The sequence below is a fragment of the Mucilaginibacter roseus genome (genome assembly GCF_021215455.1).
GTDB lineage: Bacteria > Bacteroidota > Bacteroidia > Sphingobacteriales > Sphingobacteriaceae > Mucilaginibacter > Mucilaginibacter roseus.
The window spans coordinates 642,195-667,134 of record NZ_JAJPWV010000003.1; the positions used below are offsets into that span (position 1 = coordinate 642,195).

The 24,940-nt window shown below is 43.6% G+C and carries 28 protein-coding genes; 17 read left to right on the plus strand and 11 right to left on the minus strand.

All coding sequences use genetic code 11. From position 1 onward, the window contains the following. Positions 1–10: 10 nt before the first annotated feature. A complete protein-coding gene (locus LT679_RS12035; RefSeq protein ID WP_232177841.1) occupies positions 11–457 on the plus strand; it encodes a hypothetical protein in 447 nt (148 codons plus the stop codon). 21 nt (positions 458–478) lie between these two features. On the opposite strand, the gene LT679_RS12040 is transcribed toward LT679_RS12035, so the two are convergent. Together LT679_RS12040 and purD are read right to left on the minus strand one after the other, a co-directional pair. Next, the gene (locus LT679_RS12040) at positions 479–916 is read right to left on the minus strand and encodes a sterol desaturase family protein (RefSeq protein WP_232177842.1); all 438 of its coding nucleotides are present in this window, start codon (positions 914–916) and stop codon (positions 479–481) included. Positions 917–1,073: 157 nt separating this feature from the next. Continuing rightward, the gene (gene purD / locus LT679_RS12045; RefSeq protein ID WP_232177843.1) at positions 1,074–2,348 is read right to left on the minus strand and encodes a phosphoribosylamine--glycine ligase; all 1,275 of its coding nucleotides are present in this window, start codon (positions 2,346–2,348) and stop codon (positions 1,074–1,076) included. A 150-nt stretch (positions 2,349–2,498) separates the two neighbouring features. Here purD and LT679_RS12050 point away from each other — a divergent pair, with 150 nt between their 5' ends. From LT679_RS12050 to LT679_RS12090, 9 genes are all read left to right on the plus strand, one after another. Continuing rightward, the gene (locus LT679_RS12050; RefSeq protein WP_232177844.1) at positions 2,499–3,194 is read left to right on the plus strand and encodes a hypothetical protein; all 696 of its coding nucleotides are present in this window, start codon (positions 2,499–2,501) and stop codon (positions 3,192–3,194) included. A gap of 132 nt (positions 3,195–3,326) precedes the next feature. Continuing rightward, entirely contained in the window at positions 3,327–6,638 is a 3,312-nt protein-coding gene (gene secA, locus LT679_RS12055; RefSeq protein ID WP_232177845.1) for a preprotein translocase subunit SecA, read from the plus strand. A 101-nt stretch (positions 6,639–6,739) separates the two neighbouring features. Then, a complete protein-coding gene (locus LT679_RS12060; RefSeq protein WP_232177846.1) occupies positions 6,740–7,189 on the plus strand; it encodes an SPOR domain-containing protein in 450 nt (149 codons plus the stop codon). Then, positions 7,182–8,366, plus strand: coding sequence for a M20 metallopeptidase family protein (locus LT679_RS12065; RefSeq protein ID WP_232177847.1), 1,185 nt, complete (start codon positions 7,182–7,184; stop codon positions 8,364–8,366). The genes LT679_RS12060 and LT679_RS12065 overlap by 8 nt, the downstream gene beginning before the upstream one ends. A 10-nt stretch (positions 8,367–8,376) precedes the next feature. Then, positions 8,377–8,790 (plus strand): hypothetical protein, encoded by a 414-nt coding sequence (locus LT679_RS12070; protein WP_232177848.1) that lies wholly within the window; start codon positions 8,377–8,379, stop codon positions 8,788–8,790. Between the two features lie 23 nt (positions 8,791–8,813). Further along, positions 8,814–9,749, plus strand: a complete 936-nt coding sequence (locus LT679_RS12075; RefSeq protein ID WP_232177849.1) for a hypothetical protein — start codon at positions 8,814–8,816, stop codon at positions 9,747–9,749. Between the two features lie 150 nt (positions 9,750–9,899). Beyond that, a complete protein-coding gene (gene rplS / locus LT679_RS12080) occupies positions 9,900–10,247 on the plus strand; it encodes a 50S ribosomal protein L19 (protein WP_262909279.1) in 348 nt (115 codons plus the stop codon). An 89-nt stretch (positions 10,248–10,336) separates the two neighbouring features. Beyond that, complete coding sequence (locus LT679_RS12085; protein ID WP_232177850.1) at positions 10,337–10,723, plus strand: helix-turn-helix domain-containing protein; 387 nt, start codon at positions 10,337–10,339, stop codon at positions 10,721–10,723. Between the two features lie 49 nt (positions 10,724–10,772). After that, positions 10,773–11,456 carry a formylglycine-generating enzyme family protein gene (locus LT679_RS12090; protein ID WP_232177851.1) on the plus strand — a complete coding sequence of 228 codons (684 nt, stop codon included), beginning with the start codon at positions 10,773–10,775 and terminating at the stop codon, positions 11,454–11,456. Positions 11,457–11,459: 3 nt separating this feature from the next. On the opposite strand, the gene LT679_RS12095 is transcribed toward LT679_RS12090, so the two are convergent. Further along, positions 11,460–12,764, minus strand: a complete 1,305-nt coding sequence (locus tag LT679_RS12095) for a hypothetical protein (protein WP_232177852.1) — start codon at positions 12,762–12,764, stop codon at positions 11,460–11,462. Between the two features lie 141 nt (positions 12,765–12,905). Here LT679_RS12095 and LT679_RS12100 point away from each other — a divergent pair, with 141 nt between their 5' ends. Then, entirely contained in the window at positions 12,906–13,667 is a 762-nt protein-coding gene (locus LT679_RS12100; protein ID WP_232177853.1) for an SDR family NAD(P)-dependent oxidoreductase, read from the plus strand. A gap of 71 nt (positions 13,668–13,738) precedes the next feature. Here LT679_RS12100 and LT679_RS12105 read toward each other — a convergent pair whose 3' ends face one another. From LT679_RS12105 to LT679_RS12120, 4 genes are read right to left on the minus strand one after another with little or no spacing between them, the layout of a single operon-like run. Further along, positions 13,739–14,440, minus strand: coding sequence for a phosphatidylserine decarboxylase family protein (locus LT679_RS12105; protein ID WP_232177854.1), 702 nt, complete (start codon positions 14,438–14,440; stop codon positions 13,739–13,741). A gap of 34 nt (positions 14,441–14,474) precedes the next feature. Then, a complete protein-coding gene (locus tag LT679_RS12110; protein ID WP_232177855.1) occupies positions 14,475–15,278 on the minus strand; it encodes a phosphatidate cytidylyltransferase in 804 nt (267 codons plus the stop codon). Further along, on the minus strand, positions 15,275–15,487 hold the full coding sequence (locus tag LT679_RS12115) for a putative signal transducing protein (RefSeq protein WP_232177856.1): 213 nt from the start codon (positions 15,485–15,487) through the stop codon (positions 15,275–15,277). The genes LT679_RS12110 and LT679_RS12115 overlap by 4 nt, the downstream gene beginning before the upstream one ends. Beyond that, complete coding sequence (locus LT679_RS12120) at positions 15,487–16,419, minus strand: CPBP family intramembrane glutamic endopeptidase (RefSeq protein ID WP_232177857.1); 933 nt, start codon at positions 16,417–16,419, stop codon at positions 15,487–15,489. Before LT679_RS12120 ends, LT679_RS12115 begins: the two co-directional genes overlap by 1 nt. 41 nt (positions 16,420–16,460) lie before the next feature. Between LT679_RS12120 and dusB the strand changes: the two genes are divergently transcribed. The 4 genes from dusB to LT679_RS12140 all read left to right on the plus strand — a co-directional run bounded on the left by dusB (position 16,461) and on the right by LT679_RS12140 (position 20,449). Then, the gene (gene dusB / locus LT679_RS12125; RefSeq protein ID WP_232177858.1) at positions 16,461–17,453 is read left to right on the plus strand and encodes a tRNA dihydrouridine synthase DusB; all 993 of its coding nucleotides are present in this window, start codon (positions 16,461–16,463) and stop codon (positions 17,451–17,453) included. Between the two features lie 48 nt (positions 17,454–17,501). Then, the gene (gene apaG, locus LT679_RS12130; protein ID WP_232177859.1) at positions 17,502–17,888 is read left to right on the plus strand and encodes a Co2+/Mg2+ efflux protein ApaG; all 387 of its coding nucleotides are present in this window, start codon (positions 17,502–17,504) and stop codon (positions 17,886–17,888) included. Positions 17,889–18,050: 162 nt separating this feature from the next. Continuing rightward, the gene (locus LT679_RS12135) at positions 18,051–19,232 is read left to right on the plus strand and encodes a formimidoylglutamase (protein ID WP_232177860.1); all 1,182 of its coding nucleotides are present in this window, start codon (positions 18,051–18,053) and stop codon (positions 19,230–19,232) included. A 35-nt stretch (positions 19,233–19,267) separates the two neighbouring features. Next, positions 19,268–20,449 carry a TlpA disulfide reductase family protein gene (locus LT679_RS12140; RefSeq protein WP_232177861.1) on the plus strand — a complete coding sequence of 394 codons (1,182 nt, stop codon included), beginning with the start codon at positions 19,268–19,270 and terminating at the stop codon, positions 20,447–20,449. A 19-nt stretch (positions 20,450–20,468) separates the two neighbouring features. On the opposite strand, the gene hisS is transcribed toward LT679_RS12140, so the two are convergent. Further along, entirely contained in the window at positions 20,469–22,244 is a 1,776-nt protein-coding gene (hisS, locus tag LT679_RS12145; protein WP_232177862.1) for a histidine--tRNA ligase, read from the minus strand. Positions 22,245–22,298: 54 nt separating this feature from the next. On the opposite strand from hisS, the gene surE reads away from it, so the two are divergent. Continuing rightward, entirely contained in the window at positions 22,299–23,069 is a 771-nt protein-coding gene (gene surE / locus LT679_RS12150) for a 5'/3'-nucleotidase SurE (protein WP_232177863.1), read from the plus strand. A gap of 17 nt (positions 23,070–23,086) precedes the next feature. Beyond that, complete coding sequence (gene lpxB, locus LT679_RS12155) at positions 23,087–24,199, plus strand: lipid-A-disaccharide synthase (protein WP_232177864.1); 1,113 nt, start codon at positions 23,087–23,089, stop codon at positions 24,197–24,199. A 78-nt stretch (positions 24,200–24,277) separates the two neighbouring features. On the opposite strand, the gene LT679_RS12160 is transcribed toward lpxB, so the two are convergent. The 3 genes from LT679_RS12160 to LT679_RS12170 are packed head-to-tail and all read right to left on the minus strand — an operon-like array spanning position 24,278 to position 24,839. Then, positions 24,278–24,439: a hypothetical protein gene (locus LT679_RS12160; RefSeq protein ID WP_232177865.1), complete on the minus strand. Its 162-nt coding sequence runs from the start codon at positions 24,437–24,439 to the stop codon at positions 24,278–24,280. 33 nt (positions 24,440–24,472) lie between these two features. After that, positions 24,473–24,625: a hypothetical protein gene (locus LT679_RS12165; protein ID WP_232177866.1), complete on the minus strand. Its 153-nt coding sequence runs from the start codon at positions 24,623–24,625 to the stop codon at positions 24,473–24,475. Positions 24,626–24,653: 28 nt separating this feature from the next. After that, positions 24,654–24,839 (minus strand): hypothetical protein, encoded by a 186-nt coding sequence (locus LT679_RS12170; protein ID WP_232177867.1) that lies wholly within the window; start codon positions 24,837–24,839, stop codon positions 24,654–24,656. Positions 24,840–24,940 lie beyond the last annotated feature (101 nt).

Genomic DNA, 24,940 nt, shown 5'->3' on the forward strand with positions numbered 1-24,940 from the left:
AGTAACAACAATGAAATTAGTCTTACCTATCAATTATAAAAAATCACTCAGCAAAAAGTCGCTTTATACTGATATTGATCGTATCAAAGCAATTATTGATTGTGAACTCTTAGAACGAAAGGCCGGTAATATCAATTTGCAGGGTCAAGAGATATTTTACAGCAGTACGCAGGAAAGTAATGAATGGAATATCTTCAAATTTATCGATGAAGGAAATTTTTCAGTATCTGAAAATAATGATCACGTCGTTATTAACTACCGGATATCAATCGGGGGTTTAATTGTAAAAGCAGTTATGATAGCCCTCATTGGTATGATATTTAATAGGTCAATATGGGCTGGTCCAGTATTTCTATTTGGTGTGGGAGGTATAAACCTGGCAATTATCTATTTCAGGCATCTAAATCTGTTAAAAAAGATTGTTAGTAAGGTTAATGTATCCGCATGTACATATTGATTTTTCCTCCAACAAACCTCATTATTTGAACCACTTCCTGCTCGCCACCAATAAGCCAAACTCCGCTGACGGATTTTTCTCGGTTGACTTATGGTGTATTTTATGAGCCCTGCGGATACCCATTAAATAACGGTTGCTGCTTTTAAATGCCTTAAAGCGGTTATGTATAAACCAATCATGAAAAATAAAATAAATAGTTCCGTACATGCTGATGCCGGTGCCTATCCAAAAGCGATAATCAAGCGTTTGATGCCCGGTCCACATCAGCCATAAGGCCAGCACGGCAAAGCCGATACTGAAAACATCATTCAACTCAAACCAGCCATGCCTTTGCTGGTGGTGCGTTTTATGAATAAACCACAGCGGCCCGTGAAACAGATATTTATGAATAAACCATGAGAAACCCTCCATAAAAGCTATAGTGGCTATAACGATTGCTATATTGATAAGGATTGCCATTTGTTGTTAAGCCCTATGTTTATAAATTATGCTGTGATATGCTTAATAGAGTTTATGTTTATTTTGTTTTTTAAAAAAGTGGGGCACAAAGCAATCTTCCGTTTTACCATATAACAGATAGCCCGAAAGATTGCTCAATGCTGGCTGCAACTATTAATTAAACCAAATCAAATCCGATATCTTTCCTGAAATAAACGCCGTCGTAATAAATACGGCTGGCATCGGCAGTGGCTTGCTGTAAGGCATCAAACAAGTTATCCTGCAAAGTAGTTATCGCTAATACACGGCCGCCTGCGGTACGTACATCCTCGCCAACAGCGGTAGTACCCGCGTGGAAAACGATCGAATCGCGAATATTCTCAATACCGGTAATGGTTTTATCTTTCAGGTATTCGCCCGGGTAGCCGCCCGCTACGCATACTATGGTAGCCGCTACTTTGTTTGATATGGTAAACTGCTTGTCGATCAGCGTGCCTTCAGCAACGCCTTCCAGCAAATCAACCAGGTCGCTCTCAATGCGTGGTAATACGCTCTCCGTTTCCGGGTCGCCCATGCGGCAGTTATATTCAATTACATAAGGGTCGCCGCCGCAATTCATCAGGCCTATAAAAATAAAGCCTTTATAAGGTATGTTATCCTGTTTTAAGCCTTCAACAGTAGGGATGATAATGCGCTCCTCAACCTTTTTTAAAAATTCCTCATCAGCAAACGGCACCGGCGAAACAGAGCCCATACCACCGGTATTCAGGCCGGTATCGCCCTCGCCAATACGCTTATAATCTTTGGCAGATGGCAGCACCTTATAGCTATTACCATCGGTCAATACAAATACCGAAAGTTCAATGCCCTGCAAAAACTGCTCAATTACTACTTTTGAGCTGGCCTCGCCAAATTTAGCGTTCGTTAGCATCTCGGTCAGTTCAAGCTGGGCTTCCTCTAAAGTAAGGCAGATCAGCACGCCCTTGCCTGCTGCAAGCCCGTCGGCTTTTAGTACAACCGGCAAACCAATGGTTGGTAAAAACTCAAGGCCTTCCTGCAGGGTTTCGCGCGTGAACGTGCGCGATGCCGCTGTCGGAACATTATGGCGTTGCATAAACTGTTTTGAAAAATCCTTGCTGCCCTCCAGTTGCGCACCCTCGGCCTGCGGACCTATCACCGGGATGTGTTTTATCTCATCATCCGCCAAAAAGAAATCGTGCACGCCTTTTACCAGTGGCTCCTCAGGGCCCACCAATACCATATTGATGTTGTTGGCAAGCACAAACTGCTTAATAGCGGCAAAATCGGTAACCTTAATATCAACGTTGGTGCCGTATTGCCCGGTACCGGCATTGCCGGGGGCAATAAACAACGATTCGCATTTTGGGCTTTGCGACAATTTCCAGGCGAAGGCACTTTCCCTTCCGCCCGAACCGAGGATCAGGATGTTCATGTCCGCAAAGATACTATTTTGGCTTAGAGATAGGCTATAGATGATAGCTGATTGATTGTTATGTGAAAAACGCAGACCTCATGCCATAGCGTATATTACGCAAATTCAAATTTATTGAATAATATTATCTGATATAAAAATATATTCTTGATGATAACGGTATTTGATGATGCATATATTCAAACCAAAAAAGTGAAACAGGGGGCTTCGCATATGAACCCGGAAATGGTGCCTTTAGCGGATTGGATGTTAAAAAAATATGGTGTAGCGCCTTTGAATATAATCTATACTAACACTTTAAACGCTGGCGAACGGACGCGCACAATCGAGATTATATTCGAATATTGTGAGCAGCAAAAGCTCTTTCTTGAAAATCAATTTGTGTTAAAAGGTGCCATAAAAAAGAAAATTTTAAAGTTTTTTAAATGGAATATAGATGTAAGGAGTGAAAATAAGCTTTTAAACTGGCTGTTAAAACCATTGCCATATTTTAAAAATGAACCATTAGTTACTTCATCATCGTTTATGCCTTTGGCTATTGAGGAAGCCAATAGTAATATTTCAGATGAGGATATCCAGCTGTTAAAAAAACAAATAGCTGAAATTGAAATATGGCGGATTGTCAGGAACAGCACGCATGCAATTTTCTTTTTTTATACTGAATCAAATTTAAAGGAGTTTGACAACAGTGCCTTCAAGGAAAAACTTTCTCTCAAATATTTTCCTCTTATAAAAAAGTATGATGAATATAACTATATCACAGTTTACAGTATATCTATATGTTTAGATAGCAAAGAAAATTTCGACAAAAAATACGGGAGCAATTGGTTTTATTACCTCAGGTAAAATAGCATTAAACAAAGCAGCCGCAGTTCTCCTGTCATTTCAAATCAAAATCTTACATTTGCCTGTCAAAATGGCTTTGCAATGTGCTGTGGCGCAATTGTTGAGTTATGAACCATAGCTATTTAAAAACATATGTTAAATTTTTTCAGTAAGCTTTTTGGGAGCAAATCAGAACGCGACGTAAAAGGCATTAATCCTATAGTAGATAAGATAAAGGCCGAGTTTGCTAAGCTTGACGTATTGAGCCATGATGAGCTTCGCGCCAAAACCATACAATTTAAGCAAACCATACAAGAAAAGCTTGCCGGTATTGATGAGCAGATAGCTGCCATTAAAGAGCAGACTGACAATAACCCCGATCTGGACGTTAGCGAAAAGGTTGAGCTGTACACCCAGTTAGATAAATTGGGTAAAGACCGCGACAAGGAGCTTGAAGTGGTGCTGATGGATATATTGCCTGAAGCATTCGCCGTAGTTAAAGAAACCGCGCGCCGCCTTGCAGGCAACCCTACCATCGAGGTTACAGCCACACCGTTTGACCGCGACCTGGCATCACGCAAAAAGAATGTTGTTATACAGGGCGATAAAGCTATTCACCATAATACCTGGATAGCCGCCGGCAACGAGGTTACCTGGAACATGGTGCATTATGACGTACAGCTTATTGGCGGTATTGTATTGCACCAGGGTAAAATTGCCGAGATGGCAACAGGTGAGGGTAAAACACTGGTAGCTACGCTGCCTGCTTACCTAAACGCGCTGGCAGGCCAGGGTGTGCACATAGTAACAGTGAACGATTATCTCGCCCGTCGTGACTCGGAGTGGATGGGTCCGCTGTATGAGTTCCACGGCCTGTCGGTTGATTGTATCGACAAGCACGAGCCGAATTCAGATTCTCGCCGCCGCGCTTATTTGGCCGATATTACTTTTGGTACCAATAACGAATTTGGCTTTGACTACCTGCGTGACAATATGACACGCAGCCCGGAAGAGCTGGTACAACGCAAACTGCATTTTGCTATGGTGGATGAGGTTGACTCTGTTTTGGTTGACGATGCCCGTACACCGCTGATCATTTCAGGCCCTATACCGCGTGGCGATGAGCATGAATTTTATGAACTGAAGCCACGCATTGAGCGTTTGGTTAACGCGCAGCGTAACTACATTACCGGCGTATTAAACGATGCCAAAAAGCAAATTAACGATGGCAAAACCGGTATTGATGATGGCGGCTTAGCGTTATTGCGTGCTCACCGTGGTTTGCCAAAAAACAAAGCGCTTATAAAATTCCTGAGCGAAGGCTCAAACAGGCAGGTACTTCAAAAAACGGAGAACCACTATATGCAGGATCAAAACAAGGAAATGCCAAAGGTGGATGCCGAGCTTTTCTTTGTTATCGACGAAAAAAGCAATTCAGTTGAGCTTGCCGAAAAAGGCATTGAACTGATCACTGCTTCAGGCGAAGATCCTAACTTCTTCGTGATGCCCGATGTGGGTACCGAGATAGCAGCTATTGAAAAATCAGACCTAAGTGCTGAAGAGAAAATAGCTCAAAAAGATGCCTTAATGCGTGATTTCTCCATTAAATCAGAACGTATTCACTCGGTTAACCAGCTGTTAAAGGCTTATACCTTATTTGAGAAAGATACCGAGTACATTGTTGATGACGGAAAGGTTAAGATAGTTGACGAGCAAACCGGCCGTGTATTGGATGGCCGCCGTTACTCTGATGGTTTACACCAGGCTATTGAAGCTAAAGAGAACGTGAAGGTTGAAGATGCTACCCAAACCTTTGCAACCATCACCCTGCAAAACTACTTCAGAATGTACCACAAGCTTTGTGGTATGACGGGTACTGCCGTTACCGAAGCAGGTGAGCTATGGCAGATATATAAGCTGGATGTTGTTGAAATACCAACCAACACGCCAACACGCCGCGAGGACCGTCAGGATCTGGTGTACCGTACAGTTCGCGAAAAATACAATGCTGTTGCCGACGAAATTGTTAAGATGACGCAGGCAGGCCGCCCGGTACTTGTGGGTACAACCTCGGTTGAAATTTCGGAATTATTGAGCCGCATGCTGAAACTGCGCGGCATTAAACATAACGTACTTAACGCTAAAATGCACCAGAAAGAGGCAGACATAGTTGCCGAAGCTGGTAAAGCAGGTACGGTAACCATTGCTACCAACATGGCAGGCCGTGGTACGGATATTAAGCTGGGCGCTGGTGTTAAGGAAGCCGGAGGTTTAGCCATCATTGGTACGGAAAGGCATGAGTCGCGCCGTGTTGACAGGCAGCTGCGCGGTCGTGCAGGCCGTCAGGGCGACCCGGGTTCTTCCCAGTTCTTCGTATCGTTGGAGGATAACCTGATGCGTTTGTTCGGTTCAGAACGTATATCGAGCCTGATGGTACGTATGGGCATTGAAGAGGGTGAGGTTATACAGCACTCTATGATCTCAAAATCCATCGAGCGCGCGCAGAAAAAGGTTGAGGAAAACAACTTTGGTATACGTAAACGTTTGTTGGAGTATGATGACGTAATGAACTCGCAGCGTACGGTAATTTACGCTAAACGTAAAAATGCCCTGTTTGGCGAGCGTTTGGATGTAGATATCAACAACACCATTTTTGATGTAGTTGAAGATATTGTTACCGAGTACAAAGAGTCAAACAACTATGAAGGCTTTAAGCTGGAAGTAATCCGCATATTCTCGGTTGATGTTGAATTAACCGAAGACGAATTCAGCAGCATATCATTAAACAACCTGGTTGATAAAACATTTGCTGAGGTTACCGAATTCTACAAACGTAAATCGGATGCTATTGCCAACCAGGCTTACCCGGTATTAAAAGATGTATTTGAAACCCGCGGTGCGCAGGTTGAAAACATTGTAGTGCCGTTTACTGATGGTGTACATGGCATACAAATAGCCGTTCCGCTTAAAAAGTCGGTTGAGAATCACGGCCAGGAAGTAATCAAATCGTTTGAGAAAAACGTGGTGCTTTACCTGATTGACGATGCCTGGAAAGAGCACCTGCGCGAAATGGATGAGCTGAAACAATCCGTACAAAACGCGGTTTATGAGCAAAAGGATCCATTGCTGGTTTACAAGTTCGAGGCATTCGAATTGTTCCGCCAGATGCTGGCCAATGTGAATAAGGAGCTGGTGAGCTTCCTGTTCCGTGGTGGCATACCGGTACAGCAACAGCATCCTGAAGAAATTCGCGAAGCAAGGCCACAGCCGAAAACGGATCTGCGCCAGGTAAAAGCTTCAAAGGCCGAAGTAGTGCAGGAAAGTAATGGCGTACCGGTAGATGATACCCGCGAATTGGAAAAAGCCAGCCCGGTACGTGTTGAGCAGCGCATAGGCCGTAATGACCCTTGCCCTTGCGGTAGCGGAAAAAAATATAAAAACTGCCACGGCATAGGCTTGGCGTAATCAATAACAAAGCTCAATGTCATCTCGATGAGGTACGAGGAAAAATCTGTAAGCAGTTTATTATTGTGCTGCAATTAGATTTATCCTAATAGAAAATTAAAATGAATAACACAGCATCCAAATACAAAGCATTAATTGCCAAAGTAGCCGGGTGCTGTGTTTTTTTTATGCTGATAGCTATAAGCGCCTCCGCGCAGCGTGGCCGCGTTGAAGTGATAAAAGACCCAAGGGTTGACACACTGATCAACCGCTGGGCTGATCTGAGCAAGGGCGGCAGCGTACGTAGCTCTAATTATGGTTACCGTGTGCAGATATTCAACGGATCGAACCGCAAGGATGCTTACAAGGCGCAAAACCGTTTTCAGGATATGCACCCCGATATGCGGACTTACATCAGCTATCGCGACCCGAACTTCAGGGTACATGCCGGCGATTTCAGGACAAGGCTTGAAGCGCAAAAAATGCTTGAAGAGTTGAAGCCCTACTTCTCGGGCATGTTTGTTATTCCGGGTAAGATCAATCCCCCTAAATTAAATACTGGTAATGATTAAGGAAAAGATACAGGAATTAGCCAAAAATATTTATGATGATGTGGTGGGCAACCGCCGCCACTTGCATGCCAACCCTGAACTTTCATTCCACGAGATACAAACCTCGGCTTTTGTGGCGCGTAAGCTGGAAGAGATAGGTTTGGAATATCATAAAATGGCTGATACCGGTTTGGTAGCTTTAATCAAGGGCGATAAGCCGTCGGACAAAGTAATTGCCCTGCGTGCCGATATGGACGCACTGCCGATAGTTGAGGCTAATGATGTGCCTTATAAATCGCGAAATCCGGGTGTTATGCATGCTTGCGGGCACGATGTGCATACCTCATCATTATTAGGTACAGCAAAAATACTTACTCAACTAAAAAGCGAGTTTGGCGGTACCGTTAAACTCATATTTCAACCGGCGGAAGAAAAACTGCCCGGTGGCGCCAGCCTGATGATTAAAGAAGGCGTGCTGGAAAACCCGAAACCTGATGCCGTGATCGGCCAACATGTAATGCCGCTGATAGATGCCGGTAAGGTGGGCTTCCGTGCGGGCAAATACATGGCCAGTACAGATGAGCTGTATGTTACTGTAAAAGGTAAAGGCGGCCACGGTGCACAACCACAACAAAATGTTGACCCGGTAATCATCACCGCGCATATATTAACCGCCTTGCAACAGGTGGTTAGCCGCTTTGCCGACCCTAAGAGCCCCTCGGTACTGTCATTCGGTAAAGTTATCGCCAACGGCGCTACCAACGTTATCCCTAATGAGGTTTACCTGGAAGGCACCTTCCGTACCATGGACGAAGCCTGGCGCCAGGAAGCGCACAAGCGCATGAAAAAAATGGCCGAAGGCATTGCCGAAAGTATGGGCGGCAGCTGCGAATTCAACATCATGAAGGGTTATCCCTTCCTGATCAATGAAGAAAAGCTGACCAATAACGTCCGCTTACACGCCGAGGATTACCTGGGTAAAGAGAACGTGCTCGATCTGGATATATGGATGGCCGCTGAGGATTTTGCTTATTACTCGCAGGTTGCCAACAGCTGTTTTTACCGGCTGGGTACCCGTAACGAGGAACGTGGCATTACTTCATCTGTACATACCCCTACCTTTGATGTGGATGAAACCGCCCTGCAAACCAGTACCGGCCTGATGGCTTATTTAGCTGTTAAGCAGTTGGGTAATTAAAATTACAGTTATGATGAACAAGATATTGATATTGTTTATGCTGACTTTAAGTATCAACGCTAAGCCTCAATACAGAGCATCATTCGTAAAAAAAATAAGGCAAACTGACAGAGTTGAGGTTCATTATCTTAAACTAAAGAAAGCCAAGGTTTACAAGACCGCCCATCCCACTCATTTGATCTTTTTTAAAGATCTTATAACAAAAGCGAAAAATAGCTCAAGCTCATATTGTGACACCGCTGTTGAGATACGTTACTTTAGCAAGAATATTCAAATATTTAAAGCATATTATTCCTCAAGAGCAACCGGAGGAAGACTTGGATGTGCTATAGCATTTACTGCGTCCGATCAAAAAGTTAATTCTATGTGCACATATGGGGCGGGAATGCTTATTGATGAGATGTATTATCAGTACGCCAAATAGCTCAAACATCTGTTAACTTGAATATGACTTTCAAAGGATTGGGTGCCCTATTTCTATTGCTAATATCATCCGTTGCAAGTGCCCAGCAAATACCCCGCTACAATCCGGATACAATAAAAACCATCGTGCTCGACTCAGTGATCAATATCAACTCGCACAAACTGAATGTGCAGGATTTTATTGATGCTGTAACTACCGATACCAGTTTTTACAAAGCCTTTCAAAGTATGCGGCTGTACAGCTATTCAGCAGAGAACAGCATTTATATTTATGATAAAAAGGACCGTGTGAGCGGTAAGATCTACCGTAAGATGAATTACAGTCGCGCTGGTGGTAAGCCTAATATTCAATATCTGGCAAAAAGCGATAGCGGGCAGGTTTATAAAAAGAACGGCAAATACCAATTGTATACGGTAGAAATGTTTGATTATCTCTTCAGCAATACTTACAACAAGCCATTGGCTGTCCCGGGTAACAGTTCAAAAGGTAATGCTGGTAAAAACGCATCGTACAAAAGCAAACTCAAAACGCTTATTTTCAGGCCGGGTACCAAGGTCAGCGGCATACCATTTATCAGTGGAAAAACGGAGATTTTTTCTCCCGAACTCAAACAGTTTTATTACTATCAATTTGCACGCGGTACGTATCTGGACAGTATACCGGTATACCGCTTTAAGGTGATACGCAAACCGAGTACCGCACCCGGCGATGTGATGATTAATGAAATGACGACTATTTTTGATACGCGTACCTTCCAGATAATGGGGCGGTTTATTGATATGAGCTTTAGCAACATGTTTGTGAGCTTTAACGTGCGGATGAATATTGAGATGAATAACTTTAATGGCGAGCTGCTACCGGTAAAAGTTAGCTACCAGGGCAACTGGGATGTCCCGCTGCATAAAGAGGAGCGGGCAAGTGTTTTAATAACCCACAGCAATTATCAGCGCGAAAATTAAAGCGCTTAAATACAGCGCAACAGGGCTTTTTTTGTGGATAAAACAATAAATGTTGAAATTTTTAAAATCTGTTTTTATATAACCAAAAAAATGCCTATACTTGCAATCCAATTTTTACGGGCTAAAAATTGGATTTAAAGGCTAAAAATCATGGATTTAGTAAAATTTGTAGAAGAGCAATCAGTAGTAAAAAAAGAGATTCCTGCATTTAAAGCAGGCGATACTGTTAGCGTATATTATAAAATCAGGGAAGGTAACAAAGAGCGTATCCAGGTTTACCAGGGTGTGGTTATTCAACGTAACAGTGTTGGCGTTTCTGAAACTTTTACTGTACGCAAAGTATCAAACGGTATTGGTGTTGAGCGTATTTTCCCTGTAAACTCGCCAAATATTGATAAAGTAGAAGTTAACAGCTACGGTAAAGTACGTCGTGCTAAACTATTCTACCTGCGCGCGCTTACCGGTAAAGCTGCCCGTATCAAATCAAAACGCGTTTAATTTCAGCCTTCGGGCAACATCATACAAAACCTTTCTGCATGTATAATTGCGGAAAGGTTTTTCTATTTTAGGGCTTTTACCGATACAATATGGCTAAAGTACCGCTAAAATATTTAAACCGTAAGGAAGAGATCTTCCAGAATTATTTACAGCTGATAGATAAGCATATTGATGATGTGCTTGAAGGCCGTGTTGAGGAAATGTTTGAGTTGCGAGATCTGGCCGCTTTACTGTTCATCCATCCTACCCATTTAAGTAACGTAATTAAGCAACACACCGGCCTACATCCCTGCTATTTTTACGAACAAAAGCTGGTTACTGTAGCCAAAAATATGCTGGCCGACCCCGAGCTATCCATAGCTGACGTTGCCCGAAGGCTTACTTACGATCCATCTAATTTTACCAAATGGTTTAAATTCTTTGAACATATTACTCCTTCACAGTACCGTAAAAGCTTATTAACTGTAAATAGCTAAAGCCAATTGTAATATCAATCGACTAAATTGCGTATGGTTAAATAAATCTATGCAAGCAGTTTCAAACATAGCCTCTTTTTTATCATTAACCGAAATCCCATCAGGGCGCATTACCTTGCGGGATGACAGGTTAAAACACACCTGGACGATTGATTTAAATCCATTTTTACTTTCTAAGTTTCAGGTTACGCAAGAATTTTACCGCCATGTAACCGGCGAAAGCCCCAGTGCTTTTGACGGGCCAACCCACCCGGTAGAAACAGTGTCGTGGTATGACGCGGTTGTGTTCTGCAATAAACTCTCGGGAATTGAGGGCTTAGTTAAATGCTACGAAATTAATAACAGGGACTTTCAGGTACAATTCGACAGCAATGCAAACGGCTACCGCTTGCCAACCGAGGCTGAGTGGGAATACGCTTGTAAGGCCGGTACCAACTTAATTCGTTACGGCGAATTAGATCAAATAGGCTGGTATAAAACAAACGCTAACGCTACAACACACCCTGTGGGCTCAAAAGAGCCTAACGCCTGGGGTTTATATGATATGCTCGGCAACGTGTGGGAATGGTGTAATGATATTTACGACGAGCAGGTATATGGCTCGTACCGTATATTCAGGGGCGGTGGATGGTTTGACGAAGAAAGAGGCTGTATCGCGACAAATCGCAGGCGCAGTCATCCTTCATCATTTAAAATTGATGATTTGGGTTTCAGGATAGCAAGAAATTTATAGCTGTTATTTCTTAACCAGATCAGCCGGGTTAACCTCATGGCTCAACAGCTGTCCGAATAGCTCCCAGCGGTTAGCCGGGTTTTTCGCGGTGCCGCCGTTACGCTCTATATAGTCTTTCACCAGGTCTTGCCCGTAGTTGTAGTTGATTACATAGCTACGGTATTTTTTGATGAACTTAACCGACTTGTTGGCTGTCTCGTCATCCATCAGGCAGTACTTACGCAGCCATTGTTGGGCCTTGCTGTCGCTCATTTCATCGCTTAAAATGCCACGTGCAGCTTCGTTGCGCGCATAGTTAAGTTTACCACGGATGGCGAGTGCTTTAAAGTAAAGGTCAACATCGGCGGTATCTAAACCGGCAAGTGGCAGTAATACATTGCGCGTAAAATTCACTTTATCGTTACCCGGAAAAGCTACCTCTATGCCATAATTTGCGCTGCCTTCGGCTATAAGTGATTGCGGACTAAACAGTGGGTACAATGAAATTTCAACCCACTTTTTATCATTATACAAATTTTTCTCCAGCAGCATATTATATACATGATGGCCGGGATAGCTTTCATGGCTGCCTACATCAATGGCGCGGTCAATATAAATATCAAGGTCGGTATTGATCTGTACATCACTATGGTATTTACCCTTGTACCAGTTATAGCCCGACCATGGTTTATCCTTCACATACTCCAGTGTAAAGGCTTCTCCCGCCGGTAATTTATAGTGCGCCAGCGTGCGCTTACGGGCTTCGGCAATTGCAGCTTTCATCACGGCATCAACTTTATCTTTGGGGATGATGAATTTCTTGGCCAGTCGCTGAAAGCGGTTGCCTACATTGCCTTTACCCGGCAAAATGCTATCGAGTTCGTCTAATTGCGCTTTAAAATAATCTTCCTCATAAGTAGGGGCTGTTACGCCAAACAATTGTTTTGATTCCTCGTCGAAAGGCAAGTACTCGCCAGAAAAAATACGAATACGCTCACCAAAAGCTATGAGTTGCTTGTACATCCAATCAGCACGCATGCGGTTCGAATCAATTTCAGACGCGCGCGATACATCCTTCAAATCATTCATCAATATATTCACCGCCGCCAGCAGGCTATCTTTCGGCAAGGTTTCTTCAGGTTGTGTTTTAGGTTTTAATGAGTCCGGGCCGTAATATGCGTCAACAAAGTCCTCATCATATTGGCCAATGGTTAACCCCAGTTTTACGTATTGCGCGGCAAGCTGATTGAGTTTGTTGTTTTCCTGCTTTTCGCTTTGCGAGCATGAGAGCATAAACAGTACAGGTATTACGATTAAATACTTCTTCATAGATGTTACGGATGCCAAATAAAAGGGCAAAGATGTTAAAAAACTGAAACAGTCACCATTTAAACTGAAACTATCACCATAATTTACAACACACAAAGCACCAATTTTGTATTAGTAATAATTAAAAAAACTATCAACACTATGGAAAAAAGTAACAAGATTGCCTTGGTGACCGGTGGTAGCCGTGGCCTGGGACGTAACACAGCGCTTAAATTAGCGCAGGATGGGCATAATGTAGTGCTTACCTACCACAGCCGTAAAGATGAAGCCGAGCAAGTTGCTGCCGAAATAGAAAGCCATGGCGTAGGCGCGGTTGTACTGCAGCTTGATGCCGGTAACACTAAAAGCTTTGATGGCTTTAAAACCGAACTGCTCGAAAAAATTAAAGCGAAATTTGGTGCCGAGCAGATCTACTTCCTGATCAATAATGGCGGTATCGAATCGTATGCCATGTTTTCGGATGCTACCGAAGAGGCCTTTGATAACCTGATGAACGTACATTTTAAAGGCGTTTACTTTTTAACGCAAAAGCTGCTGCCTGTACTGGCTGATGGTGGCCGCATAGTAAACTTTTCAAGCGGATTGGCAAGGTTTGCTACCCCAGGTTATTCGGCTTACTCATCAATGAAGGCAGCTATTGATAACCTTACCCGTTACCTGGCTAAAGAGCTTGGCAGCCGCGGTATTACGGCAAATACCGTAGCTCCCGGACCAATAGAGACAGATTTCACCAAAAAGACTTTTGAACGCCCGGGCACTAAGGATTACCTGATATCGCAAACAGCATTAGGCCGTGTTGGCCAGCCTGATGATATTGGCGGAGTAGTTGCTTTTTTATGCAGCGACAGGGCTGGTTGGGTAACTGCCCAACGCATCGAAGCATCAGGTGGATTATTTTTATAATAGTTTACGAATTCAAAAAAAAGAGCGGCGAGTTTAATAACCCGCCGCTCTTTTTGTCAAATTGATTTCAGTTATGCTTCAGTTGCAACTGTAGCTTTAACGGGTTCAACTACGGCAGGCAGTTCGGCCAGTATGGTACGGCCACCTTTTACCACTTCGCCAATGCTAACGTTGATTTTTGACCCTAAAGGCAAAAACAGGTCGACCCTTGAGCCGAATTTGATAAAGCCAAACTGCTGGCCTTGTTCAACCTCGTCACCTTGCTTTACATACCATACAATACGGCGGGCAAGTGCGCCTGCAATTTGGCGGAACAACACCGGTACCCCCAAATGGTTCTCGATCACGATAGTAGTACGCTCGTTTTCGGTGGATGATTTTGGATGCCAGGCCACCAAATATTTACCCGGATGATATTTAAAATATTTGACTACACCCGCTATAGGGTTACGGTTAACGTGCACATTTATCGGGGACATAAATACCGAAAGTTGTATCCTTCTGTCTTTCAAAAACTCGGTTTCCTCTGTCTCTTCAATTACTACCACCTTACCATCAGCAGGGCAAAGCACCTTGGTTTCGTCAGTCGCTATGCGTAAGCTCGGGCTGCGGAAAAACTGCAGGATGATAATAAATAGCAGGAACGACAGAATATAGATTACCCACTTTAACACATACGCCTGCGGAAAATAAAATTGTATGCCCGCGTTAAGCACAAATATAAACAGTATGCAAAGGGCGATGGAGGTGTAACCTTCTTTATGAATGGTCATGGCACTTTTTTATAAGTTGATTAATGGCGCAAAGCTACGCATTTGTTATGAAGTAGAGGTAAGCATAAACAATTGGCGCGGCCAATAAAAGCCCGTCAAACCGGTCGAGCAAGCCGCCATGGCCGGGCAGTATGCCGCCACTATCCTTCACATTAATGCTGCGTTTAAACATGGACTCAATCAGATCGCCCATTGTGCCGAACGTGCTGATTAGTATACCTACCGATACCCATTGTTTCCAATCGTATTCCGTATAATAACGACTCAAGATAACCGCCACGCCCCCGGTAATCAGTATGCCGCCAATAAAGCCTTCCCAGGTTTTTTTAGGAGAATGGCGCGGAAAAAGCTTTACCCGGCCCAATTGGCTGCCCACTACGTAAGCGCCGGTATCATTAGCCCAAAGCATCAGCAAAAAGCCAAGGGGAATATGAAAATTAAAGCTGCCGCTTATGAATGCCATGCCATGAAAAAATGTAAACGGCGTAATGGTGAACAGCAAGCCTAAAAAGCAATAAGCAATGTTGTTAAATGGCTGTTCAGATTTTTTATACAACTCCTGTATAAAAATAGACCCTAACAAAACCGGTAGCATAAAGAGCAGAAACTTTGATGGAAAATAGCTTTGCGCCGCGAATGCCAAAAACACAAACGTGCCGTTTAATAAACCGGTGTACAGGTTTGGGTCGGCAGTGCCTTGTTTAACCAGTCCGTTAAATTCGTGCAGGCAAAAAACGCTCAGCGCTAAGTAAAAAAGGGTGAAAACCACGTTGCCAAGCAAAACGGAGCCCAGCATTACTATCACAAAAAAGAAGCCTGTAATGGCGCGTAATCTCATATATTAATTTGATTGAGGATCATGATCTCAATGGCATGGCTAAAATCCTCATGGTGTACATAAACCTCAATGTTGCCAAATGTGCGGTGCGATGAGTCTTGCCGGTTAAGCAATACCGCATCTATCTGGTGCTCGGTAAGCACCTGTTTAATAATCTCCGATTGATAAAAGTTGGTTGAAGTATAAATCTTTACCCAGTTCTTTTCCATTAATACTCGGGGATGTTCCTTTTGCCCGATGCAACATTTTTAAAAATCCAGAACAAAAATAAGATAATTATAAAGCTGATTATATACAGCGGATAATTAAAAATATGATCACTGTTAGGGTCTATATTACTTTTTTTGTTCTGATATAAATAAGTCGCGATAACCGCTGCACCATTGTTTATAAAATGCGCGAAAACGCCGGGCCATATGCTACCGCTGTAAGCTGCCATATAACCGAACAAAGCCCCAAGCATCAGCCTTGGCAAAAAGCCGAAAAACTGCATGTGCAGCGCGCTGAAAATTACGGCCGTTATCCAAACAGCAGCATGGGTGTTGCCAGTCCATTGCCTGAATATGGTTTGCAGGCAACCACGAAACATAAACTCCTCGCCGATGGCCGGCAAAACGGCAACAATAAGCATCGATATGATGAAGTGGCCAACACTGTCAAGTTGTAAAACTGACTGTATCATTCGGCCTGTTTCTTCTTCTGATTCGCGCATCCATCGTTCAACGCCCTTTAAAAAATCAGGCAGTACCATTTGTTGATTAATGTTTACCAGCATCTCCATTACCGGAAACGAGAACAGCATTATGCCGAATACCAGTGGCAGTAACAGGCGGTTAAAGCCTGTATCAGGTTTAATGTATTCATCTACATCATACATAATATAACGTGCAAAGTAAATTGCCGGAGCCAGGAACATACCGATGGTAGTACCGAGCGCGAGTGTTATCTTTACAGCGTCGATAATGGGCTGAGGCGATGTTGGGGATATATTACCAAGCTGATAAAAAACGGCTTTACCATATACTAGTACAATAATGGCTATGGCAAGTAAGTTGGCGATAAGAACAAAGCCAATGATTACAGCTATAAGATACAGTAATTGATTTATGGGTTTTATATGATAATCAGCGCTTTCCGTCATGTTTATAAAAATCGTATTTTTGCAGGGCTTAAAGATAAGGGATGTCTGTACGAATAGGAAATATTGATTTAGGAGAGTTCCCGCTGCTGCTGGCGCCGATGGAAGATGTGAGTGATCCACCTTTCCGTTACGTGTGCAAGCAAAATGGTGCGGATATGATGTATACAGAATTCATCTCGTCCGAGGGATTGATACGTGATGCAGCCAAAAGCATCAAAAAGCTGGATATTTTTGAATATGAGCGCCCCATAGGCATTCAGATATTCGGTAGTGACATTGAGCACATGCGAGAAGCTACCGAAATTGCCACCCAGGCCGGGCCCGACCTGATGGATATAAATTATGGATGCCCGGTTAAACAGGTGGCCTGCCGCGGCGCAGGTGCCAGTTTACTGCAGGATATTGACAAGATGGTAGCCATGACCAAGGCAGTTGTTGAAGCAACCCATTTGCCCGTAACCGTAAAAACCCGTTTAGGCTGGAACGATGATACAAAAAATGTGTACGAAGTTGCAGAACGCTTGCAGGATGTTGGTATTAAGGCTTTAACTATACATGGCCGTACCCGTGCCCAGATGTATAAAGGCGTGGCAGATTGGACGCTGATACGCGATATTAAGAAAAACCCGCGTATAGATATACCTATTTTTGGTAATGGGGATATTGATTCGCCGCAAAAGGCTGCCGACTGGCGGATGGAGTATGAAGTGGACGGTATGATGATTGGCCGTGCATCTATTGGTTATCCATGGATATTCAGGGAAGTAAAACATTTTTTTAAGACAGGCGAATTTTTAGATGGCCCAACCGTTGCCGAGCGGGTTGAGGTGTGCCGTACCCATTTAGAGAAATCAATAGAATGGAAAGGCCTCAAAACGGGCATTTTTGAGATGCGCAGGCATTATTCAAATTACTTTAAGGGCATCAATCATTTTAAGGAATACCGCATGCGTTTGGTTACTGCCGCCACGCTTGAAGAAGTTCAGGATATACTTTCTGAAGTTGAATTAAAATATTCGGCAGAAGTGGTGTGATTTTTGACTGAACTTTTTAAATTTGACTAACACCAAGAATCTTTGATCATGGTTACTACAATTACTGACGGCGTCAGGGTCTCCGTCGAGACCATATATCAGCCGGAATATTCTAACCCTGCGAACGAACATTTTATGTTCGCATATAAAATTAACATTGAAAATATGGGTGCTTACGCTGTACAGCTAATCAGCAGGCACTGGGTAATATTTGACTCAAACGGTGTAAAGCGCGAAGTTGAAGGCGAAGGTGTTGTTGGGCAGCAGCCTGTTATTGAACCCGGCAATTCGCACGAATATGTTTCAGGCTGTAACCTGAAAACCGATATGGGTAGCATGAAGGGCGAGTATCACATGGTACGCCTGCTTGATAGCGCTCAATTTGATGTAACTATTCCTGAGTTTCAACTAATAGCGCCTTACCGCATGAATTAACGATACTCATATAAGTTTATCTTATTTATAAAATTTAAAGCCCGGATGTTTTGTTTACGTCCGGGTTTTTTTGTTGGCTATGGCCTGGCTTAATTATTATATTCGATCAATTGTGTTTAAAACATTTCGCACCTTTGCACATCTACATACCCAAGGAACAATATGTCATTAGCCGATTTTTTTTCACCAATAGACCTGAAGCGTATAACGCCAAAAAAAGGCTATTACACCAGTCAGTTAGGGCAAAAAATTGAGCACTATTCGGTTGATTTTCCTGATCTGGAACAAAAGATCGACATAGCCATTATAGGTGTGCAGGAAGGGCGTAATGCTGATAACAACGATGGTTGCTCGCATGGGCCGGATCATGTTCGCGAAAAGCTTTACGTCCTGAACGAAGGTAACTACACCACAAAAATTGTTGACCTGGGTAACATCAGGCAGGGTGCTACAGTTACCGATACGTATTATGCCCTCAAAACGGTAGTTGAAGAACTGATCAAACAGGATATTTTCCCATTGATTATTGGCGGCAGCCAGGATCTGACTTATGCCCAGTATCTGGGTTATGAAAAGCTGGAACAGAAGGTTGACCTGGTCGTGATCGATTCGCACTTAGATATTGAGGACGACCCGCATCAAGAGAGCATCGAAACTACATCATCATCGTATCTTAATAAAATACTTTTACATCAGCCTAACTATCTGTTCAATTTCAGTAACCTGGGCTACCAAACCTATTTTGCCAGCCAGGAGAGCCTGCGCGTAATGGAAAAGCTGTACTTTGATGTGCATCGTTTGGGTGAGTTGAGCGGGCAAGTTGCCGTTACGGAGCCAATCATTCGCAATGCCAACATGATCAGTTTTGATATCTCGGCCATACGCTCGGCGGAGGCTATGGGTAACGCTAATGCATCACCAAATGGTTTTTATGGCGAGGAGGCGTGCCAGTTATGCCGGTATGCTGGCTTTAACGATAAGTTGACCTCGATTGGGTTTTACGAGTACAACCCCGCTTATGACAGTAACGGCCAAACTGCCATGTTGCTGGCGCAAATGATTTGGTGTTTTGTAGATGGCTTTTATAACCGCAAGCGCGATTTTCCGCTCAATCCAAAATCGCAGTACCTAATATACAAAACCAGTTTGAAGCATGACGACCATGAGCTGGTGTTTGTAAAAAGCAAAAAATCCGACCGTTGGTGGATGCAGGTACCTTACCCTACACATGGCTCCATGAATGAGCGTTTTCACCTGGTGCCTTGCCGGTACGAAGATTATAAAACCGCCGTGTCTGGCGAAATGCCCGACTTATGGTGGCGCACTTATCAAAAACTGGCCTGATACAATTAGGTAGTTATTTACACGTTAATCAGTTAATGAAAAAAATATTGTTCGCCGTGGCCTTTTTATTGCCGGCAATGGCTTTTGCGCAAACAGATGCGCCCTTTAAAATAAACGGAAAACTGGGTAAGCTCAACGCGCCCGCTAAAGCCTACCTGGCATATCGCGTAGGCGATAATAATGTTACTGATTCGGCTGTGTTCAACAATGGCACCTTTGAGTTTAACGGCCGTATAATTGAGCCTACCAATGCTACCTTGTTTATTGATCGCCGGGGTATTGGTTTTGACCGCTATGTTGACCTGAACTTTCCGGATGGTGGTCCATCAAAAACAGCGGAAATGCTGCCATTCTTCATCGGCAAGGAAAGTTTTACTATTACCGGCACAGATTCGGTAAGTAAGGCAACGATCAACGGGTCAAAAATAAATGATGACAATAAAAAGCTGACTGACCTGCTAAAACCAATCAACGAGAAAGCTAAAAAAATAAACGCTGAAGCTGCTACCGCTACCGCCCAGCAAAAGGGTTCAGCATCATTCCAAAACAGTATGCAGGCTAAGTACAAAGCGCTGCAAACCGAACAAAAAGCGGTGATGAGGAAATTTATCACTGAAAACCCGGATAGCTTTATCAGCCTGCTGGCAGTCAGCTCGCTGGGTGGCCCTTCACCGGAGCCATCAGAAATTGAGCCTTTGTTCGGTAAATTGAGTGATGAACTCAAAAACTCATCGGGTGGCAAGGCTATTCAAAGCGCATTAGAAAGCTTGCGCAGCACCGCCATTGGTGCCATAGCGCCGGACTTTACGCAGAACGATGTAAACGGCAAGCCTGTAAGCCTGTCGTCATTCAAGGGCAAATATGTATTGATCGACTTTTGGGCATCGTGGTGCGGCCCGTGCCGTACAGAGAACCCCAATGTGGTAAGAGCCTATTACCTATATAAGGACAAAAACTTTACGGTACTTGGAGTGTCGCTTGATAAGCCAAGTGCTAAAGACGCATGGCTGTCCGCCATAAAACAGGACGGGTTGGTGTGGACACAAGTATCTGACCTTAAGTACTGGAACAACGAAGCAGCGGCATTGTACGGTGTACGCTCCATCCCGCAAAACTTTTTGATTGGTCCCGATGGCAAGATCATCGCCAAAAACCTGCGCGGCGACGACCTTGATGATAAGCTTGCCGAACTATTAGGCAGTAAAAAGAAATCGTGATGTAACGGTTAAAACAGGCTTAGGCCTGTTTTAACGCCTCAACAATTTCATTGGCGGTTAGCTTTTGCTGTTCGCCGGTCAGCATATTTTTAAAGGCAAGTTCGCCGCTTTGTATTTCTTCGCTGCCAATTAATATGGTATAAGCTATCTGCTTATTATTGGCGTAATCCATTTGCTTTTTGATTTTGGCACCGGCCGGGTAAAGCTCGGCTTTAATGTCTTGCGCACGCAGCTTTTGTAAAAGCGGCCAGGCGTAGGCTTCGGCATCTTTATCGAAGCAGCATATCAGCGCTTTGGTGCTTTGCACCGCCGCGATAGGGAACAGGTTAAGCTCCTCCATCACATCATAAATCCTATCGGCACCAAAGCTGATACCCGCGCCGGTAAGGTTTTTTAGTCCGAACATACCTGTAAGGTCATCATATCGGCCGCCGCCGCCAATGCTCCCCATCTGCACCTCGTTGGTTTTAACCTCGAAGATAGCGCCGGTGTAGTAGTTCAAGCCGCGGGCAAGGGTAATGTCCAATTCTAAAACCGCCTTTTGTAATGGCGCAGCATTAATAAAGTTCAATACGGTTTCAATTTCATCGCAACCTTTAAGTCCGGTTGCTGATGTGGCTAAAGCCTGACGCAGACTGGTCAGCTTTTCGGTATTTGTACCTTGAAGCAAGATCACCGGTTTTAGCTTTTCAATATCTTGCTCAGTAAAGCCCTTGGTAATTAGTTCAGCAGTAACACCATCCATGCCTATTTTGTCCAGCTTATCAATGGCTACGGTAAGATCAATAATACTATCGCTTTTGTTGATAACTTCGGCGATTCCTGATAGTATTTTTCTATTATTGATTTTTACAGTAAAATCCTTCAGTCCAAGTTTGCTTAAAGCTTCATCATATATCTGCACAAATTCAGCTTCGTTAAGCAGCGAATCAGACCCAACTACATCGGCATCACACTGGTAAAATTCACGGTAACGGCCTTTTTGCGGCCTGTCGGCACGCCAAACCGGTTGCACCTGGAAACGCTTGAACGGAAAGGTAATATCATTTTGGTGCTGCACTACGTAGCGCGCGAATGGAACGGTCAGATCGTAACGCAGGGCTTTCTTTGATATGCTTGAAGTCAGAGATTTATTATTTAATCGCTTCGTAATTACTGTTTCATGTGCAATAATTCTTTGCAAATTGCTGTTTTTATTCAATAGGTATTCAAATCCTTTACTGATCTCTTCTATTCTAGAACCAATATTTTCTATACTAAAATAGTATCTAAACCTATTTTTAAAGGGACGAAATTTAGGGCTTTCGCCCTTCCTAAATAGATATGCAACAAACACCCTCTTAATTGACAAAAAATAATGAGGAGATTTAATTTCAGAAGTAAACAATTCTGAATACAATTTATCTGTAAGATAATCCTTTAAATATATATCCCCCTCCTTTAAAAGCTCGGAATCCATCTCAGCAATTTGTCTGGAAAAATCAACTGAAATTTGTTTAAATATGCTTTTGACAGATGCTTCTAATTCAAAATCTTCAATTTTCGACGATAATTCTTTACTTAAATCAGATGCATATTCTCCTGACTCAAGTATTTTAAATATCAATCTATCGCCTTCGTCACCGTATTTCCCCATTAGCGTATCAGAGTTCTCCATAGCGGGGGTTTCTATTTGCTGATAACCATATTTACGAAAAACCGACTTAATGGTATCAAATATAAAGTTACGCTTTGCCATTTCGGCCGGAGAGAAATCACGGGTGCCCTTTGGTACTGATGGTTTGATGGATGCCATGCGGCAAAGGTAAAAAAAATACCATGTCCTAATTAAATAGTAGCTTTGCAGTCTATGAAAAAAGACAAGCCAACCATATTGGTAGTGAACGATGATGGCATCACCGCGCCGGGCATTAAGGCGCTTATTTACGCCATGAATGATATTGGCCGCGTAGTGGTGGTTGCGCCTGATAGTCCGCAATCAGGCATGGGGCATGCCATTACTATAGGCAAGCCGCTGCGTTTTGATAAGGAAGACCTGTACGAGGGTATAGAGATGTACAAATGCTCAGGCACGCCGGTTGATTGTGTTAAGCTGGCCGTAAACCTGGTTTTTAAAGGTAAAAAGCCTGATCTGTGCGTATCGGGCATTAATCACGGATTGAACAATTCTATCAACGTATTATACTCAGGCACCATGTCGGCCGCGGTTGAGGGCGCTATCGAGAGCATCCCATCCATAGGTTTTTCACTGGATAATTATACCCAGCAGGCTAACTTTGAGCCTTGCGTTAAATATGTAAAGGAGATAGCCCTGCAAGTGCTGGAGCATGGCCTGCCTACGGCTACCCTGCTTAACGTGAACTTTCCGGCTACGCCTTTAAAAGGAATAAAAATATGCCGCCAGGCTAATGCTAAATGGGCTGAAGAGTTTGACGAGCGCATGGATCCGCATAATCGCCCTTATTATTGGCTCACCGGTGTTTTTCAGCTGAATGACCAAGGTGAAGATACCGATGTTTGGGCATTGGAGAATGGCTATGTATCAGTAGTGCCCGTACAGTTTGACATGACCGCCCACCACGCCATTCCGGTTTTGAACAGCTGGAAGTTTAACGATTAATTGCTGATATTTACCGCATGAAGTATTACCTGGTAGCCGGCGAAGCCTCGGGCGACCTGCATGGGGCTAACCTAATGAAGGCGCTTAAGGAGCAGGATGCGCATACAGAGTTCCGTTATTTTGGCGGCAACCTGATGCAGGCCGAAGGCGGCACCCTGGTAAAACATTATGCCGATATGGCCTACATGGGTTTTTTAGAGGTTGCGCTTAACCTGCGCGCTATCCTCAGGAACATGAAACAGTGTAAGCAGGATATCACGGCTTGGCATCCGGATGTACTGGTACTGATCGACTTCCCCGGCTTCAACATGAAGATAGCCGAGTACGCCAAAAAGAACGGCTTGTTAGTGTGCTACTACATTTCCCCTAAAGTTTGGGCATGGAACCAAAAGCGTGTGCTCAACATAAAAAAGGTTGTTGATCATATGTTTTGTATCCTGCCGTTTGAGGTAGACTTTTATAAGCAGTGGGACATGCAGGTTGACTACGTTGGCAACCCTCTGCTTGATGCCGCCGCCGCATTTAAACCATCGCCTACTTTTTTACGGGATAATCAGCTTGAAGGAAAACGTCTTATCGCCCTGTTACCCGGTAGCCGAAAGCAGGAAATTAATTATCTGTTGCCTGATATGGTGGCCATGCAGGACCGCTTTCCTAACCATCAACTGGCAATTGCCGGGGCGCCGTCTTTTACTACTGATTACTATCAACCTTATCTGAAAGGGCATAACATACCTATTGTTTTCAATTCTACTTACGACTTGCTGCAACATGCCGAAGCTGCCGTAGTAGCTTCGGGCACAGCTACCTTAGAAACCGCCTTGTTTAACGTACCGCAGGTAGTGGTGTATAAAGGCAGTGCCATCACTATTGCCATCGGGCGTATGGTAATTAAAATAAAGTTCATTTCGCTGGTAAACCTGATTATGGATAAGCTGGTGGTACGTGAACTGATACAACAGCAATGTAATCCCGAAGAAATATATACCGAACTTAACCGGTTAATAAATGACCAGTCCTACCGCCAGCAGATCCTCGATAATTACGATCAGCTTGATGAAAGAATGGGCACCCCGGGCGCGTCAGCCAAAACGGCAGCACTCATCATTAAATACACCACAAAAAAGTAGAGCCCTGCAAAATTGCAAGGCTCTGCGTTTTTCATAGGTGATGTAAGAAAAAATTTATAGGTAGATGTATATGATTGATCAGGCAGCCGACAAGTTGCGTTGTTCGGTTTCCTGGTTGTTGCTTTGTTTAGGATGCTTAGCTCTGAAAGCTTGCAAATCCTGCATTAATAGATCACGTAGCTGGCTGTCAAATTTTGCTGCCAATTTGCTTGTTGCCGGTTTGTTGTTAATGCTTTTCATAGGTAGATGATTACAGGTTGAAAAAATTATTAATTACGCAGCCGACAAGCCGTTGTTATTCACTGTGTTTACAAACTGGTTTTTAGCTTGTTTAATTGCTTTCAGATCACTCATTAAAAGCGCCTTTAACTCGTTATCAAACTTTGCTACCAGTTTGCTTATTGATGGTTTTCTGTAGGTTTTCATAGCTGAATAGTTTTTTATTGTCAGTTAATTAGTTCTTTGTTTTTTCGTCTTCACCCTCGTCGCTTAAATTTTCTTTGCGGCGTTCCGCTTCTTTAAGCTGGCGTTCCAGTTGCTCCTGATCTCTCGAATCCGCCGGTTTTTCAGGATTGCCCGGGTTTTCCCAGGTTTGCTCCTCTTCGGCGTTTGTTAGATTTTTTTTATCGATGACAACCATGATGCTGACGTTTTGTGATTGAGTTTATTCCAATACAATGCCAAACGCCAAATCGTGCAGAACATAGCCACCCGAGCGTCGGTTTGATCTTAATCTTATTA

Bases quoted from the DNA above. Each gene is read 5' to 3' on its own strand.
- LT679_RS12035 (WP_232177841.1), top strand. From the start codon at position 11: ATGAAATTAGTCTTACCTATCAATTATAAAAAATCACTCAGCAAAAAG.
- LT679_RS12040 (WP_232177842.1), bottom strand. From the start codon at position 916: ATGGCAATCCTTATCAATATAGCAATCGTTATAGCCACTATAGCTTTT.
- purD (WP_232177843.1), bottom strand. From the start codon at position 2,348: ATGAACATCCTGATCCTCGGTTCGGGCGGAAGGGAAAGTGCCTTCGCC.
- LT679_RS12050 (WP_232177844.1), top strand. From the start codon at position 2,499: ATGATAACGGTATTTGATGATGCATATATTCAAACCAAAAAAGTGAAA.
- secA (WP_232177845.1), top strand. From the start codon at position 3,327: ATGTTAAATTTTTTCAGTAAGCTTTTTGGGAGCAAATCAGAACGCGAC.
- LT679_RS12060 (WP_232177846.1), top strand. From the start codon at position 6,740: ATGAATAACACAGCATCCAAATACAAAGCATTAATTGCCAAAGTAGCC.
- LT679_RS12065 (WP_232177847.1), top strand. From the start codon at position 7,182: ATGATTAAGGAAAAGATACAGGAATTAGCCAAAAATATTTATGATGAT.
- LT679_RS12070 (WP_232177848.1), top strand. From the start codon at position 8,377: ATGATGAACAAGATATTGATATTGTTTATGCTGACTTTAAGTATCAAC.
- LT679_RS12075 (WP_232177849.1), top strand. From the start codon at position 8,814: ATGACTTTCAAAGGATTGGGTGCCCTATTTCTATTGCTAATATCATCC.
- rplS (WP_262909279.1), top strand. From the start codon at position 9,900: ATGGATTTAGTAAAATTTGTAGAAGAGCAATCAGTAGTAAAAAAAGAG.
- LT679_RS12085 (WP_232177850.1), top strand. From the start codon at position 10,337: ATGGCTAAAGTACCGCTAAAATATTTAAACCGTAAGGAAGAGATCTTC.
- LT679_RS12090 (WP_232177851.1), top strand. From the start codon at position 10,773: ATGCAAGCAGTTTCAAACATAGCCTCTTTTTTATCATTAACCGAAATC.
- LT679_RS12095 (WP_232177852.1), bottom strand. From the start codon at position 12,764: ATGAAGAAGTATTTAATCGTAATACCTGTACTGTTTATGCTCTCATGC.
- LT679_RS12100 (WP_232177853.1), top strand. From the start codon at position 12,906: ATGGAAAAAAGTAACAAGATTGCCTTGGTGACCGGTGGTAGCCGTGGC.
- LT679_RS12105 (WP_232177854.1), bottom strand. From the start codon at position 14,440: ATGACCATTCATAAAGAAGGTTACACCTCCATCGCCCTTTGCATACTG.
- LT679_RS12110 (WP_232177855.1), bottom strand. From the start codon at position 15,278: ATGAGATTACGCGCCATTACAGGCTTCTTTTTTGTGATAGTAATGCTG.
- LT679_RS12115 (WP_232177856.1), bottom strand. From the start codon at position 15,487: ATGGAAAAGAACTGGGTAAAGATTTATACTTCAACCAACTTTTATCAA.
- LT679_RS12120 (WP_232177857.1), bottom strand. From the start codon at position 16,419: ATGACGGAAAGCGCTGATTATCATATAAAACCCATAAATCAATTACTG.
- dusB (WP_232177858.1), top strand. From the start codon at position 16,461: ATGTCTGTACGAATAGGAAATATTGATTTAGGAGAGTTCCCGCTGCTG.
- apaG (WP_232177859.1), top strand. From the start codon at position 17,502: ATGGTTACTACAATTACTGACGGCGTCAGGGTCTCCGTCGAGACCATA.
- LT679_RS12135 (WP_232177860.1), top strand. From the start codon at position 18,051: ATGTCATTAGCCGATTTTTTTTCACCAATAGACCTGAAGCGTATAACG.
- LT679_RS12140 (WP_232177861.1), top strand. From the start codon at position 19,268: ATGAAAAAAATATTGTTCGCCGTGGCCTTTTTATTGCCGGCAATGGCT.
- hisS (WP_232177862.1), bottom strand. From the start codon at position 22,244: ATGGCATCCATCAAACCATCAGTACCAAAGGGCACCCGTGATTTCTCT.
- surE (WP_232177863.1), top strand. From the start codon at position 22,299: ATGAAAAAAGACAAGCCAACCATATTGGTAGTGAACGATGATGGCATC.
- lpxB (WP_232177864.1), top strand. From the start codon at position 23,087: ATGAAGTATTACCTGGTAGCCGGCGAAGCCTCGGGCGACCTGCATGGG.
- LT679_RS12160 (WP_232177865.1), bottom strand. From the start codon at position 24,439: ATGAAAAGCATTAACAACAAACCGGCAACAAGCAAATTGGCAGCAAAA.
- LT679_RS12165 (WP_232177866.1), bottom strand. From the start codon at position 24,625: ATGAAAACCTACAGAAAACCATCAATAAGCAAACTGGTAGCAAAGTTT.
- LT679_RS12170 (WP_232177867.1), bottom strand. From the start codon at position 24,839: ATGGTTGTCATCGATAAAAAAAATCTAACAAACGCCGAAGAGGAGCAA.